We start from the raw sequence: 14,299 nt of genomic DNA, 5'->3' as shown, positions 1-14,299 counted from the left end.
CGATAGGTTGAATATACTGCTCAGAGCGCTTCTGTCAACCGATTCGGCGGCCGAAGGCCGGTCAGTCTCGGCGCGAGGTGTCGCGGTACGGGGCGTGGGTATGAAGCGGCGGACAGCCCGACCCCGTCCGAGAGGAACAGACGTGGCGAGCATTCGCGCCCTGGTGCTCAACTGCACCCTCAAGCCGTCCCCGGCCCCGTCCAGCTCAGAACAGCTCGGCCGGGAAGTGCTCGCCGAACTGGCGACGCAGGGCGTCGAGGGCGAGGTGGTCCGGGTGGTCGACCACGACGTGCGGTTCGGGGTGTCGACCGACGAGGGCGACGGGGACGGCTGGCCATCGATCCGGGCCAAACTGCTGGCCGCCCAGGTGCTCATCATCGCCACACCGATCTGGCTCGGTCAGCCGTCCAGCGTGTGCAAGCTGGTCCTCGAACGCCTCGACGCCGAACTCTCGGAGACCGACGCCGAGGGCCGGCTGCTCACCTACGGCAAGGTGGCCGGCGTCGCCGTCGTCGGCAACGAGGACGGCGCGCACCACACCATCGGCCAGGTGCAGCAGGCACTCAACGAGGTCGGGTTCACCTGCGCCGCGGCCGGCGCCACCTACTGGGTCGGCGAGGCGCTGCACAAGGTGGACTACCGCGACGCCGGCCCGAAGCCCGACACCACCGGCCGTACCACGAAGGCGTTGGCGCTGAACAGCGCCCACCTGGCCCGGCTGCTCGCGGAGCAGCCGTACCCGGCGCCGGACGCGCGCGACGCCGCAGTCGGTCCGAGCCGGTAGGTCAGCGCCAGCCGTAGCTGTGTCGCAGCGCCTCGCCGATCCGGTCGAACCGAGGCCGGTCCAGCACGGCGCCCTCGCGGCGGATGCTGTCCTCGCGCATGGTGAGCACCCGGTCCAGCCGGACCCAGCTCGGCCGGTTGTCCCGGTCCCACTCGCCGGGGCCGAGCGCGAACCAGTGCCGCTGCCCGTCGCGCTCGCTCTGGCTGGACAGCATCAGCCCGAACAGCGTCCGGCTGTGCCGTCCGACGACCAGCACCGGCCGGTCCTTGCCCTGCCGGGGGTCGTCCTCGTACGGCACCCAGGTCCAGACGATCTCCCCGGGGTCGGCCTGGCCGTCCCGCTCGGGGGCGTAGGTCAGCTCCCGCCGCTGCAACGCGCTCACCTGACGGCGGCGTGCCACCCGCGCCGGACTCGGCCCGGTACGCCGGGGCGATGGGATCACCGCGCCAACTCGGGTGATGCGTGCCGCCACGTTCCTCAACAGACCAGCCACGGCGGGCAGCCTACCCGTCGACCCACCGGCCGCCGGAGCGGGCGGTGCTACGGCAGACTGATGCCGGCAATCGGTACGACGGGAGGGTGCTGGGTGACCATCGAGGTGCGCACCAGGAGTCTGCCGGGTACGGCGACGGCGCTCGGCTCCACCGATGGTTGAGCTGCCCGACGACCTGCCGATCCTCGAGCGACGCGCGGTACGGGTGGTGGTGCTCGACGGGACCGACCGGGTGCTGCTCTTTCACACCCACGACCCGGATCATCCCCAGCTCGGCACCTGGTGGGAGCTGCCCGGCGGCGGCATGGACCCCGGGGAGACCTACCGGGACACGGCCGTGCGGGAGCTGCTGGAGGAGACCGGCATCGCCGTCACCGTCGACCAGGTGGGCATGCCGACCTGGCGGCGGCGGGCGAGTTTCCGGCACCGCCAGCTACGCCACGTCCAGGACGAGGTGGTCGTCGTGGTGCGGTTGGCCGGCCCAGGGCCGGACGTGGACGAGGCGCACCGCCTCGACTACGAGCGGGAGGACTACTTCGGGTTCCGCTGGTGGCCGCTGCCGGAGGTGGTGGCCAGCCGGGAACGGTTCTACCCCGGGCAGCTCCCCCGGCTGATCACGCCCCTGCTGGCCGGCCAGGAGGTCGACGAACCGTTCGAGCTGTTCTCGTGAGCCGGGCCGGCGGGGATGCCGGCCCGGGCGAGGGCGGGCAGAGTGGGGGCATGACGACCGACCTGCACGGGCCGCTCTCCGGGTACGCCGAGCGACTGCACGCCACGATCGGCGACCGGCATCACGTCGCGTCGCCGCTCGGCGCCTGGCTGCTGCTCGCGCTCTGCGCGACGGCGGCGACCAGCCTGGACCGGGACGCCCCGACCGTGGCCGAGGAGTTGGCCGAGGCCCTGGGGACCGACCTGGCCAGCGCCGTCGAGGTCACCCGCGCGCTGCTGGACGCGCCGCACCCGCTGGTCGCCGCCGCCACCGCGCTCTGGCATCGACCGGGCCAGGGCGACGGCGGGCCGGCCGGGTGGCGGGCCGCGCTGCCCGCGAGTACCGAGGTCGGCGTACTGCCCGACCACGCCGGGTTGGACGCCTGGGCGCGCGAGCACACCTACGGGCTGATCGAGAGGTTCCCCCTGCAGGTCCGCCCGGACGTGGTGTTCGCCCTGGCCAGCGCACAGGCCACCCGGATTTCCTGGGCCAACCCGTTCGAGGTCGCCGACGCCGGCTCCCTCGGCGCCGACAGCGCCTGGGCGGGTCGCCTGCGCCGGGTGCTGCGCAGCCCGAGCCACGGCCACCGGGGCGCCATCGTGACGACCACCCGGGCCGGTGACGTGATCGTGCACGCCGCGCCCGCCCAGGCGGCCGATGGCGCGGGCCTGGTGGTCCTGTCGGTGGCCGCCGCGCCCGACGTGCCACCCGCCGATGTGCTGGCTGCCGCGTACCAGCTCAGTGCCGGCGCGGCCGACGGCGCAGAACCGGCCGGTCGCCGCTCGCTGTTCGACCTGCCGCTCGGGGCGACTCCGCTGTGGACGCTGCGCGAGGAGCGGGTCCGGACCCGGGCCCGGAACGGGCGCGAGGAGCGGCACGAAGCCCTGCTCCCCTGCTGGTCCGCCCGTAGCGAGCAGGAGCTGACCGCATCGGCGCTGGGTTTCCCGGCCGCCACCGCGGCCCTCGCGACAGCGCTCGACCGGCCGGTGCAGGGCTTCGAGGCGCGGCAGGTGGCGATGGCCCGGTACGGCCGGTACGGCTTCGAGGCAGCCGCGGTGACCGGCATGTTCGGGGTGGTCAGCCTGCCACCGGAGGGCATCGCCCGTACCGCCGAACTGCGTTTCGGGCACCCGTACGCGGTGGTCGCGGTGGCCACCGACACCCGGGCCGACGGGGGCACCGGTCCCTGGCACGGGGTGCCGGTCTTCTCCGCCTGGGTCGCCGAGCCGGAGGAGCTGCCCGAGGCCGAGTCGATGTCGCAATGAGCCGCGTCTCGGACGATCAGGCGGCCCGGGTGCTCCGGCGGTGGATCGGCACGGCCGTGCCCAAGCTGCTGGGCGAGGGAATGGAGGGCGCGGTCTACGAGATCGACGACTCGCGTGTAGCGAAGATCTGGTTCGCCGGTTCGGTCGAGTCGTCGCGCCGGACGGCGACGTTCTACCAGGCCCTGGACGCGAAGCCGTTCGTGTTTCGCGTACCGAGGATCGTGCAGGTGGAGGCCGTCGAGGATCGAGTGGTCACGATCGAGCGGCGACTGACCGGTACGACGTTGGCAGCCGCCCTCACGGCCGGCGCCGTGCGACACGCGGACGCGTACGCGATCTTCGTCGATGTGGTCGCCGCGCTTGCCGCTGGCGGCGGGCTTGCGGCGGCCCGTGAGTTGCCGGTGTTGGGTGAGGCCTCGCCGCTGTTCGCGGCCGGCGAGGACTTCCCGGTGGCCCTCGCGCGGCTTGCCGGACGCCGGGTCGAGCGCTTCCGACCGGTGTTGAGCCGGGCAGTCGATGACTTCGAGCAGAAGGCCGGGGCACTCGCCAGTCGCCTACTCGCCGTCGACAGCGGCCGGCGAGCCGTGGTGCACGGTGATCTGGTTCCCGGGAACGTCCTGGTCGACGCCTCGGGCCAGCCGAGCGCGGTGCTCGACTGGGGCTTCCTGACGACCGAAGGTGATCCGGCGTTCGACGCGGCGATCGCGGCAGCGATCTTCGACATGTACGGACCCGACGCGCCACGGGTCGAGCACGATCTCCTTGCTCTGATCGAGGCCCGGATGGACTACGACCACACTGCGCTGCTCGTGTATCGGGCCGCGTACTCGCTGATCACGGCGACCGCGTACGACCCGACGGGCCAGGACGGCCACTTCGTCTGGTGCGCGTCGGCGCTCAACCGGCCCGACGTCACCCGGGCCCTCCTGGGCTGACGCGAGTGCCTGCTGTCAGCCCAGGGTGATCGTGCACGATCCTGGTTCCAGTGCCCTCGCTCGCAGGGCGAGGCCACTGTTTCCTGGATCGAGCACGATCATGGGTCCGTCAGCTCATCCCGCTCGGACGGAGTCCTCGCCGTGCTGGGCTGCCGTGCGTACCTCTTGGTTCGCGGTTGTGGGGTCGCAGCCGGTGGCGCGCAGGAGATCGCTGGCGGCGGTACGCAGTTGGGTCGCCGACCGGCGGGGCCGCGCATTCGCCAAGATGATCTCGGGCCGCCGCGACTGCCCTGAGACAGCGCGGCGGCCCGGCGTCGGTCACACCCCGACCGGCACCCGCTCCTCTTCGCGCTGCTCGGCGCGGGCCGCCAGGCGGCGTTCCCGCTCCTGCGCACCGATCAGGTCGTCCGGCAGCGAGTCCGGCACCTCCAGGTCGAAGCGGCGCAGCAGCCGGATCGCGAACCCGCCCAGGGTGATCAGGATCAGCGCGGCGCCGAAGCAGACGTACGCGAACCCGATGCCCCGGCCCGCGCCGGTGCCGATCACCGCGCCCACCGACCCGGCGAGCGCCCCGCCCGGGGCGAACATCGGCTCGAACAGGTTCGTCGCCCCGGGTGCGATCAGTGCGAAGCCGATCGGCAGCGTCGACCAGGAGATGGTCTGGTTGAGGCTGAACACGCGTCCGTGGAAGCGCTGCGGCACCTTGACCTGGACGATGGTGGCGTAGATCGACTGCGCCGTGGTCATCGACATGGCCAGCCAGAACGCCCCGACGCAGATCATCGCCACCGACGCGTCCAAACCGACCAGGACGCAGCCGACCGCGGTGCCCAGGTTGCCGATCAGCACACCGATCATGCGGCGGTGCCGAGGGCCGCCCCAGAGCGACATGAGCACACCGCCGGCCACCGCGCCGAGCGCCTCGGCGAGAGCGACCTGGGCCACCTGCGTGGCGTTGCCGAAGGAGAGCACCAGCGGGGTGGTGAGCACCAGCGCGGGGGCCAGGAAGATGTTGCCCAGCGCGAAGTAGCCCAGCATCAGCCGGAAGCCACGGTGCTGCCACGAGTAGCGCAGGCCGTTGGCGATCGCCACCAGCAGCCGCTCCTTGGGTCGCCAGCCGAGCAGGTCGGGGAAGCGGACCACGGCGAGGGTCAGCACCGCGACGAGGTAGCTGACCACGTCCAGCACCAGGATGCCCTTGAGGTCGATGGCGGCCAGCAGACCCGCGGCGAAGACCGGCATCAGCAGCATGGCGAAGCCGTTGGAGAGCTGGGTGATGCCCATCGCGTGCCCCAGGTAGCGCTTGGGCACCAGCTGCGGCACGGCCGACTGGAACGCGATCCGCTGGAAGGACCCGGCCACCTGACTCAGCGCCACCAGGACGTAGATGTGCCAGAGCGCCAGGTTGTCGGTCCAGAGCAATGCCGCGAGCACCAGTTGGATGGAACCGGCGCTGCAACTGGCGATCATCATGATCTTCCGGCGGCTGACCCGGTCGGTGATCGCGCCGGCGATCGGCAACACCAGCACGCCGCAGATCAGCGCGAGCGCCCAGAGCAGACCCAGGTTGGCCACCGAGCCGGTACGGGTGAAGAGCCAGATCGGCAGGGCGAACGCGGTCAGCGCGGAGCCGGTGGTGGAGACCAACTGCCCGGCGGTGACCGCCACGAACCGGGTCATGCTCGGCCGGACCACCGGCTGCTCCGGACCGGCCGTGGCCTCGACGCCCCGGGTCGCGGCCACCGCCCAGCCGGCGTCCGCGCCGCGCGCCTGCGGGGTCAGCGCCCCGACGTCGCCCGCGACGACGGCCGGGTGCACCTGGGTGACGATCTCGGCCAGCTCCTGCGCCCGGTACTTGAGGAAGAAGTGTCCGGCCTGGTCGAGCACCACCAGCCCCAGCCGGTCACTGAGGAACTGCCACTCGGCGTACCGCTCGGTGTGGTAGTCGGTGACCGGATCCTCCGAGCCGACGACCGAGATGATCGGGGCGCGCAGCTTCACCGCGCGCCGGCCGAGCAGGTCGGTGAAGTACTCCTCGGATGCCCGGGAGTCGGCCCGCATGTTGCTGATGATCCGGTCGGCCTGCTCCGGGTCGAGCTCGTCGGTGTCCACCCCCATCGACTTGAGCCAGCTCGCGTAGTGCCGGTTGCTCTTGAGCTTCTCGAGCCGGGTACGCACCGCCGCGAACAACCCCTTCGGACGGGCGAATGGGAACATCGCGCCGATGTAGAGCGCGGTCAACTCCCGGCCGGCGGCCTCCACCTTGCGGGCCACCTCGGCGACGATCGCGCTGCCGACGCCGCAGTGCCCGTACAGGGCCAGTGGGCCCTCGACGCGTTCCAGGATCTCGTCGGCGACCCGGGTGGTCAGCTCGTCGAAGGGCAGCGCGTCCTCGGTGAGCCCCACGTCGTGCCCGGGGATGGCCAGGGACCAGAGCGCGTGCCCGGTCGGCAGCGCGTCCGCCAGTGGCTGGTAGACGATCGCGCTGCCGCCGCCGTACGGCACGCAGACGTAGGTGATCACCCGCTGGGCCGTCGGAATCGGCTTGGTCAGCTCGTAGAGCAGCCGGCGTGGCCCGTCGCCCTCGCCGCCGCCGGACATGAACGTGGCCAGGTCACGGATGGTCCGCTGCTGGAACAGGTCCATCACACCGACCGGCCGCCCGCCGTGCTCGGCCTTGCGGATCCGTGCCACCACCTGGGTCGCGAGCATCGAGTGCCCGCCCAGGTCGAAGAAGTCGTCGTCGATGCCGAGGGTGTCCACCTTGAGCACGTCCGACCAGATGCCGGCGAGCAGCCGCTCGGTGTCGTTCCGCGGCTCGACCAGCGCCACCGACGCGGCGCGGGTCACCACCGGCGCGGGCAGCGCCCGGCGGTCCAGCTTGCCGTTCGGGGTGAGCGGCAGCGCGTCCACGGTGACGAACGCGGCCGGCACCATGTACTCGGGCAGCGTCTCCTTCAACGCGGCCTTGACCGCGTCGTGCTCGGCCGCGCCGACCAGATATCCGGTGAGCCGCTTGTCGCCCGGGGTGTCCTCGCGGACCAGCACCACCGCCTCGGTCACCTCCGGCTGGGCGCGCAGCGCGCTCTCGATCTCACCCAACTCGATGCGCAGCCCACGCAGCTTGACCTGGTGGTCGATCCGGCCGAGGAACTCCAGCACACCGGCCGGTCCGTCGGCCGCGCCGGCGTCGCCACCCGGCCGCACGCCGGGGGCGTGGCGCCAGCGGGCCAGGTCACCGGTGCGGTACAGCCGGGCGCCCGGCTCACCCGAGAACGGGTCCGGCACGAACCGCTCCGCGGTCAACGCGGCCCGACGGTGATAGCCACGGGCCAACCCGACCCCACCGATGTGCAGCTCCCCGGCGACGCCGACCGGGCACGGGTTGCCCCGGGCGTCCAGCACGTGCAGCCGCAGGTTGCTGATCGGCGCCCCGATCGGCACGCTGACCAGCTCGTCCAGCAGCTCCGGATCGCACGCCCAGGAGCTCACGTCGATCGCCGCCTCGGTCGGGCCGTACAGGTTGTGCAGGCCGCAACCGGGCAGCCGGGCGGCGAAGTCCCGGGCCGCGGCGACCGGCAGCTCCTCGCCACTGCAGATCACCCGGCGCAGGTCGCTCGCCGCGTCCACGCCGTCCTCGGCGAGAAAGACGGTGAGCATGGACGGCACGAAGTGCGCCGTGGTCACCCGCTCGCTGACCAGCAGGTCACGCAGGTAGCCGGCGTCCTTGTGGCCGCCCGGCTCGGCCAGCACCAGCCGCGCGCCCTCGCGCAGCGGCCAGAAGAACTCCCACACCGACACGTCGAAGCTGGCCGGGGTCTTCTGCAACACCGCGTCGTCGGCGCCGAGCCGGTAGGTGCGCTGCATCCAGTCCAGCCGGTTGACGATGCCCCGGTGGGTGTTCGGCACGCCCTTGGGACGGCCGGTGGAGCCGGAGGTGTAGATGACGTACGCGAGGTGCGCCGGGCCGGCCGTCGGCGTCGGGTCGCTCGTCGGCTGGTCGGCCCAGACCGTCGCGTCGTCCAGGGCGAGCACGGTGGCGTCGGTGGCCGGCAGCATGTCGCGCAGGTGCTCCTGCACCAGCACCACCGGCGCGGCGGCGTCGGTGACCATGAAGGCCAACCGGTCCGCCGGGTACTCCGGGTCCAGCGGCAGGTACGCGCCGCCGGCCTTGAGCACGCCGAGCAGGCCCGCGACCAGCTCCACGGACCGTTCCGCGCAGACGCCGACCAGGGTCTCCGGGCCCACCCCGGCCGCGCGCAGCCGGTGCGCCACCCGGTTCGCCGCGGCGTTCAGCTCGGCGTACGTCACCGAACGACCGGCGAACCGCAACGCCACCGCGTCCGGCGTGGTGGCGGCCCGCTCCTCGATCGGGGCGTGCAGGGTCTGCTGCCGGGGGAAGTCACCGGCGGTGTCGTTCCAGCCGGCCAGCAGCGCCCGCTCGGCCGGAGCGAGCAGGTCCAGCGCGGAGACCGGCAGGTCCGGTGCGGCGACCACGGCGCGCAGCAGCGTGGTCAGCCGGTGCGCCATCCGCTCGACGGTGGCCCTGGTGAACAGGTCCGTGTTGAAGACCAGCTTGCCCCAGAGCCCGTCGCCGGTCTCGACGGCGTGCAGCTCGAAGTCGAAGCGGGTGGCGCGCAGCTCCATCGGATGCCACTCGAAGTCGACCCCGGCGTCGTCCGCAACCCCGGAGAACCGGCCCATCTCGTAGTTCTGCAGCACGAACATCGACTGGAAGACCGGCGAGCGGCTGACGTCCCGGGGCAGCCCCAGCTCGTGCACCACCCGCGCGAACGGCACCTCGGCGTGCTCGAACCCGTCCAACACCGCCCGCCTGGTCCGCTCCAGCAGCTCGGTGAAGGTCGGGTCACCGGCCAGCTCGGCACGCAGCGGCAGCATGTTGATGAACATGCCGACCACGTTCTCCAGCTCCGGTGCGGACCGGCCGGCCACCGACGCGCCCACCGCGAAGTCGTCCTGCCCGGAGTGCCGGGCGAGGAACACCTGGTACGCGGCGAGCAACGTCATGAACAGCGTGCCCCCGTAGGAGCGGGTCAGCGCCGCCAGCCCCTCGGTGGCCTCCCGGTCCAGGGTGAACTCGACGAAGTCGCCCCGGTAGGTCTGGGTGGCCGGTCGGGGCAGGTCCAGCGGCAACTCCAGCGGGGTGATGCCGGCCAGCCGCTCCTTCCACCAGTCCAGGTGTCGGCGGGCACCCGGCCCGGCCAACTCCCGCGCCTCCCAGACGGCGAAGTCGCCGTACTGCACCGGCAGGGCGGGCAACTCCCCGTCGCGGTAGCGGGTGATCAGGTCGCGCAGCAGCACGTCCACCGACCAGCCGTCGCCGACGATGTGGTGCTGGCCGAGGAAGAGCACGTGCTCGGTCGGGGCCAGCCGGATCAGCAGGGCGCGCAGTAGCGGCCCGTTGGCCAGGTCGAACGGCTCGGCGGCGGCCGCGTCGACCAGCGCCTGCGCGGCGGCCTCGTCGGCGGCGTCCAGCACGGTCAGCGGCACCTCGACCACGTCGTCCAGCACGACGGTGGGCCGGCCGTCCGAGTCGGCCGGGAACCGGGTGCGCAGCGCCTCGTGCCGCCGGGTCAGATCCGCCAGCGCGCGGCGCAGCGCCGCGACATCCAGCGGGCCGCGGACCCGCAGCGGCACCGCGATGTGGTACGCCGCCTCGCCCGGCGCGAGCTGGTCCATGAACCAGACCCGCTCCTGGGCGTACGAGAGCGGCACCTCGGCGTCCGGCGGGCGGGGCGTGACCCGCGCGGCGGGCGTGCCTCCCGACCGGCGGCGCAGCCGTTGGGCGATCAACGCCTGTCGGGCGGCGTCGCGGGTCGGTTCCTTGACGTCGGTCATGCGGGGGTGTCCTTATCCGCTGCGAGCAGCGCAGCGACCTCGGTTTCGGAGAGCCCGTCGAGCTCGGCGGCGATCCGCTGCTCGATCTGGGCGGCCAGGTCGGCCACCACCGGGCTGCTGAACAGCGCCCGCATCGGCAACTCGACGTCCACCTCGGCGCGGATCCGGGCCATCGCCCGCATGCCGCGCAACGAGTTGCCGCCCAGGGCGAAGAAGTCGTCCAACGCGCCGACCTTCTCCACCTGCAGGATCTCGGCGTAGACCTCGGCGACCAGCGCCTCCGCGTCGGTACGCGGCGCCAGGAAGCCCTCGGGGGCGGCGGCCGCCGGGGCCGGCAGCGCGGCGGTGTCCAGCTTGCCGTTCGGGGTCAGCGGCAACACGTCCAGCCGGACGAACGCGTCCGGCACCAGGTGGGCGGGCAGGTCAAGGGCCAGCTCGGCGGCGAGCGTCGCCTCGTCCGCCCGGCCGACCAGGTAGGCGACCAACCTCGGCTCGCCAGCGTCGACACGGACCACGACCGCCGCGACGTCCACGTCCGGGCGGGCACGCAGCACCGACTCGATCTCGCCCAGCTCGATCCGCATTCCCCGGACCTTGACCTGGTTGTCCCGGCGGCCCAGGTACTCCAGTGCCCCGTCGGCCCGCCAGCGGGCCAGGTCGCCGGTGCGGTACATCCGCTCCCCCGGCGGCCCGTCCGGGCAGGGCAGGAAGCGTTCGGCGGTGAGCGCCGGCCGGCGCAGGTAGCCCCGGGCCAGCTGCGCCCCGGCGACGTACAGCTCGCCGACCACACCCGGCGGCACCGGGTTCAGGGCGTTGTCGAGCAGGTGCACCCGGGTGTCCCAGGTGGACCGGCCGATCGGTACCGGCCCGGCGGCCACCGGTTGCCGGGGCGCGATCCGGGCCGCCACGCAGCCGACGGTCGCCTCGGTCGGACCGTACTCGTTGATCACCGCCACCTCGGGATGCGCCGACCGCCAGCCGGCCAACTGCTCGCCGGTCAGCGCCTCCCCGCCGATCACCAGGTCGGTGGTGGGCGACAGCGCGTCGTCCAGCAGCGGCAGGTGACTGGGGGTGACCTTGAGGAAGGTCGGCGGTCCGCCGGCCCGGGCCGCCGGTGTGTCGATGCCGGCCAGCCGGACCGTACCGCCGACGGTGAGCGGGCCGAACAGCCCGGTCACGGTGAGGTCGAACGAGACCGGCGAGTGCAGCAGCGCGGTGCCGGCCAGGCCGGGGTAGGTGTCCCGGGCCCAGGCCAGGTAGGCGGTCACCGCCCGGTGCTCGACCAACACGCCCTTCGGGCGGCCGGTGGACCCGGAGGTGTAGAGCAGGTACGCCGGGTGTTCCGGGCGTAATGGCGCCCGGCGGTCGTCGTCGGTGAGGTCCGCGCCGTCCAGGTCGGCGGCGGTCGTCGGATCCAGTACCAGCGCGTCCGCCGGGGCGAGCGCGGCCGTCTGCGGGGTGGCCAGCACCAGCGCCGGCTCCGCGTCGGTCAGCAGGAACTCGATCCGGTTCGCGGGATAGGTGGTGTCCACCGGCAGGTACGCCGCACCGGACTTGAGCACCGCGAGCATCGCCACCACCAGTTCCACCGAGCGGGGCAGCAGCAGCGTGACGCGGGCCTCCGGGCCGGCACCGCGGCGGACCAGCAGTCGGGCCAGCCGGTTGGCCCGCGCAGCCAGCTCGGCGTAGCTCAGCTCCTCCCCGTCGCAGATCAGGGCGACCGCGGCCGGGGTGGCGGCGGCCTGCCGCTCCAGCTCGGCGACCAGGGTGGTGGACGTGACCGCCGGCCCGGTGCCGGTCCACGAGCGCAGCAGGGTGCGTTCGATGTCGGCGAGCAGGGGCAGCGCGGACAGCCGCGTCCCCGGGTCGGCGACGGCGGCGGTGAGCAGACGCAGGTAGCGGGCGACGATCGTCTCGGCCGTGGCCCGGTCGAACAGGTCGGTCCGGTAGACCAGGCGGCTGGTGCCGTCGGTGATGTCGAAGGCCAAGTCGTCCTTGGTGGTGCCCAGCGCCACCGGGTCCAGCCCGGAGTCCGGGATGAGGTTCAGCGCAGTCTGGAACACCGGCTGCACCGACGGGTCGCGGTGCGGGGCGACCGCCCCCACGATCCGCTGGAACGGGGTCTGCGCGTGCTCCATCACGTCCACCAGGCCGACACGGACCCGGCCGAGCAGCTCGGTGACGGTCGGGTCGCCGGTCAGGTCGCACCGCAGCGCCACCGGGTTGACGAACATGCCGATCAGCGGGGTCAGCTCGGCGGAGTCCCGGCCGGCGGTGGAGATGCCCACCACCACCTCGGGGTCACCGGAGAGCCGGGACAGCAGCGTGCCGAACGCGGCCAGCAGCACCATGTACGGGGTGGTCGAGGTCCCGGCGGCGAGCTGCCCGATCTCGTCCAGCAGCCCTTCGGGAAGGTCGAAGCGCACCTCGTCGCCGGCGAAGTCGAGCTGGGCGGGGCGCGGCCGGTCCAGCGGCAGGCCGGTGACCGCCGGCGCGCCGGCCAGGTGCTCACGCCAGAAGGCGAGCTGCCGGTCCACCTCCTCGTCGGTGAGCTGCTCGCGTTGCCAGACCGCGAAGTCGGCGTACTGGATGGGCAGCTCGGGCACGTCGGCGGGCGCGCCGGTCAGCGCGGCCCGGGCGAACGCGGCCAGTTCGGCGTCGAGGAGCACCACGGAGTGGCTGTCGAAGATCGCGTGGTGCACCACGAGCTGCAACCCGACCCGGTCCTCGGCGAAGCGGGCCAGCCGGGCCCGCCACAGCGGCGGGGCGTCCAGCGGGATCGGGGTCCGGGCCAGCTCGGCCAGCGTCTCGTCGTAGCGGACCGTCTGCTCGTTGGCGGGCAGGTCGGACAGGTCCAGCTCCGGCAGCTCCAGCGGCTCGGCGGCTCGGACGACCTGCACCAGTGCACCGTCGACCATCCGCAGATGCGTACGGAGCGACTCGTGCCGGGCGACCACCTGGCCCAGGATCTCCACGGCCTGCGCCGCGGTGATGCCGGTCGGGAACCGCCACAACACGGACACGTTGTAGACCGGTGAGTCCGGGTCGAGCTGGTTCGCCGTCCACACCCGCTCCTGGGCGAAGGACGCCGGAAAGGTCCACTCGCTGGTCATGACGCTTCCTCGCGTACCGATCGGGGTCGCATGTCGGTCCAGACGGTGTCGATGTGCGCCAGGCACTCCTCCCGGGTGCCGGCGAAGTCGGTGTCGTGCCACCCCGCCGGCAGGTCCCGCTCGGCCGACCAGATGGAGTACTGCTCCTCGTCGTTGCGCACGACCAGGAATCGGGGCTCGGCCATCACTGCTCTCCACTCTCGGGGTTGTGCGGTTCAGCCATCGCGACGGCGATCTTGCGGGGGCCGGTGAACGGCTCCCGACCGTGCGCGGCGGTCATGTTGTCGACCACCAGCACGTCGTCGCGCTGGTAGTCGAAGCGGACGCTGGCGGCCCGGTACGCGGCCCGCAGGTGGTCCATGACGTCGGCGGGGATCTCGCCACCGTCGCCGTAGTAGGTGTTCGACGGGAGCCCGTCGGCGCCGAACATGGCCAGCAACCCCTCCTGGAGGTCCTTGGCCAGGCTGCTCACGTGGAAGAAGGTGGCGTGGTTGAACCACCGGGGGGTGTCCGAGCCGGGCCGGTGGTGCACGGCGTCGCGGACCGCCCGGGTACGCAGCCCGTCGGCGCCCACCCACTCCAGCGTGATCCGGTTGGCCGCCGCGTACGCCTCGACCTCGGCCCGGTCGTCGGTGCCGAAGACGTGCTGCCACGTCGCGCCGAAGTCCTCGTGGAAGTTACGCACCAGCATCCAGCGTCGACGGACGAACTCCTCCCGTACCGCCGGGTCGATCTCCCGGTAGACCTGGCGGATGTCGGCCAGCGGGGTGGCCCCCAGCGTCTGCGGCGCGGTGATGCAGTAGAAGAACAGCGTCAACGGCCAACGCGCCTGGTACGAGTTCTCGTTGTGCAGGAAGATCTCCTCGTCCGGCGGGTAGTCGGTCGAGGTGTACACCCGACCCTTGATGGCGTGCCGTGGTGAGGACCGCTCGGTGTAGGTCAGCGGCTCCCCGGACAGCGCCCGGACCACCCGGTCGAAGCCGTCCACCCCGCCCACGTCGAAGCCGCGGAACAGCAGGCCGCCCTGCTCGGACAGGGTGGCGCGCAGCTCGGTACGGCGGTCGGTGATCAGTTCGGTCAGTGCCCGGCCGTCGGATTCGACGACCACGGGCAGCGTGGCGATCGTGTCGCTCATGCTCTC

At 72.7% G+C, this 14,299-nt stretch carries 9 protein-coding genes; 4 read left to right on the top strand and 5 right to left on the bottom strand.

What is annotated here, in order from left to right:
• Nucleotides 1-142: 142 nt before the first annotated feature.
• Nucleotides 143-784 (top strand): flavodoxin family protein, encoded by a 642-nt coding sequence (locus ACFQGL_RS06895; protein ID WP_377507079.1) that lies wholly within the window; start codon nucleotides 143-145, stop codon nucleotides 782-784.
• Nucleotide 785: 1 nt separating this feature from the next.
• Here ACFQGL_RS06895 and ACFQGL_RS06890 read toward each other — a convergent pair whose 3' ends face one another.
• Nucleotides 786-1,277 (bottom strand): type II toxin-antitoxin system PemK/MazF family toxin, encoded by a 492-nt coding sequence (locus tag ACFQGL_RS06890; RefSeq protein WP_377507076.1) that lies wholly within the window; start codon nucleotides 1,275-1,277, stop codon nucleotides 786-788.
• Between the two features lie 154 nt (nucleotides 1,278-1,431).
• Between ACFQGL_RS06890 and ACFQGL_RS06885 the strand changes: the two genes are divergently transcribed.
• Genes ACFQGL_RS06885 through ACFQGL_RS06875 form a run of 3 tightly spaced genes read left to right on the top strand, consistent with a single transcriptional unit; the run spans nucleotide 1,432 to nucleotide 4,186 of the window.
• On the top strand, nucleotides 1,432-1,947 hold the full coding sequence (locus ACFQGL_RS06885) for an NUDIX hydrolase (RefSeq protein WP_377507073.1): 516 nt from the start codon (nucleotides 1,432-1,434) through the stop codon (nucleotides 1,945-1,947).
• 50 nt (nucleotides 1,948-1,997) lie between these two features.
• Nucleotides 1,998-3,251 (top strand): serine/threonine-protein kinase, encoded by a 1,254-nt coding sequence (locus tag ACFQGL_RS06880; protein WP_377507070.1) that lies wholly within the window; start codon nucleotides 1,998-2,000, stop codon nucleotides 3,249-3,251.
• Nucleotides 3,248-4,186, top strand: coding sequence for a phosphotransferase (locus tag ACFQGL_RS06875; RefSeq protein ID WP_377507067.1), 939 nt, complete (start codon nucleotides 3,248-3,250; stop codon nucleotides 4,184-4,186). The genes ACFQGL_RS06880 and ACFQGL_RS06875 overlap by 4 nt, the downstream gene beginning before the upstream one ends.
• A 318-nt stretch (nucleotides 4,187-4,504) precedes the next feature.
• Here the strand turns inward: ACFQGL_RS06875 and ACFQGL_RS06870 are convergent, their stop codons facing one another.
• Genes ACFQGL_RS06870 through ACFQGL_RS06855 form a run of 4 tightly spaced genes read right to left on the bottom strand, consistent with a single transcriptional unit; the run spans nucleotide 4,505 to nucleotide 14,293 of the window.
• Nucleotides 4,505-10,045: a non-ribosomal peptide synthetase/MFS transporter gene (locus tag ACFQGL_RS06870; protein ID WP_377507064.1), complete on the bottom strand. Its 5,541-nt coding sequence runs from the start codon at nucleotides 10,043-10,045 to the stop codon at nucleotides 4,505-4,507.
• Nucleotides 10,042-13,158 (bottom strand): non-ribosomal peptide synthetase, encoded by a 3,117-nt coding sequence (locus tag ACFQGL_RS06865; RefSeq protein ID WP_377507061.1) that lies wholly within the window; start codon nucleotides 13,156-13,158, stop codon nucleotides 10,042-10,044. Before ACFQGL_RS06865 ends, ACFQGL_RS06870 begins: the two co-directional genes overlap by 4 nt.
• Entirely contained in the window at nucleotides 13,155-13,343 is a 189-nt protein-coding gene (locus ACFQGL_RS06860) for an MbtH family protein (RefSeq protein WP_377507058.1), read from the bottom strand. The genes ACFQGL_RS06865 and ACFQGL_RS06860 overlap by 4 nt, the downstream gene beginning before the upstream one ends.
• Complete coding sequence (locus tag ACFQGL_RS06855) at nucleotides 13,343-14,293, bottom strand: TauD/TfdA family dioxygenase (protein WP_377507055.1); 951 nt, start codon at nucleotides 14,291-14,293, stop codon at nucleotides 13,343-13,345. Before ACFQGL_RS06855 ends, ACFQGL_RS06860 begins: the two co-directional genes overlap by 1 nt.
• Nucleotides 14,294-14,299 lie beyond the last annotated feature (6 nt).

It is taken from the genome of Micromonospora vulcania (assembly GCF_042658605.1).
GTDB lineage: Bacteria > Actinomycetota > Actinomycetes > Mycobacteriales > Micromonosporaceae > Micromonospora > Micromonospora vulcania.
This window is presented reverse-complemented; position numbering and strand designations above follow the sequence as displayed.

Bases quoted from the DNA above. Each gene is read 5' to 3' on its own strand.
- ACFQGL_RS06885 (WP_377507073.1), top strand. From the start codon at position 1,432: ATGGTTGAGCTGCCCGACGACCTGCCGATCCTCGAGCGACGCGCGGTA.
- ACFQGL_RS06880 (WP_377507070.1), top strand. From the start codon at position 1,998: ATGACGACCGACCTGCACGGGCCGCTCTCCGGGTACGCCGAGCGACTG.
- ACFQGL_RS06875 (WP_377507067.1), top strand. From the start codon at position 3,248: ATGAGCCGCGTCTCGGACGATCAGGCGGCCCGGGTGCTCCGGCGGTGG.
- ACFQGL_RS06870 (WP_377507064.1), bottom strand. From the start codon at position 10,045: ATGACCGACGTCAAGGAACCGACCCGCGACGCCGCCCGACAGGCGTTG.
- ACFQGL_RS06865 (WP_377507061.1), bottom strand. From the start codon at position 13,158: ATGACCAGCGAGTGGACCTTTCCGGCGTCCTTCGCCCAGGAGCGGGTG.
- ACFQGL_RS06860 (WP_377507058.1), bottom strand. From the start codon at position 13,343: ATGGCCGAGCCCCGATTCCTGGTCGTGCGCAACGACGAGGAGCAGTAC.
- ACFQGL_RS06855 (WP_377507055.1), bottom strand. From the start codon at position 14,293: ATGAGCGACACGATCGCCACGCTGCCCGTGGTCGTCGAATCCGACGGC.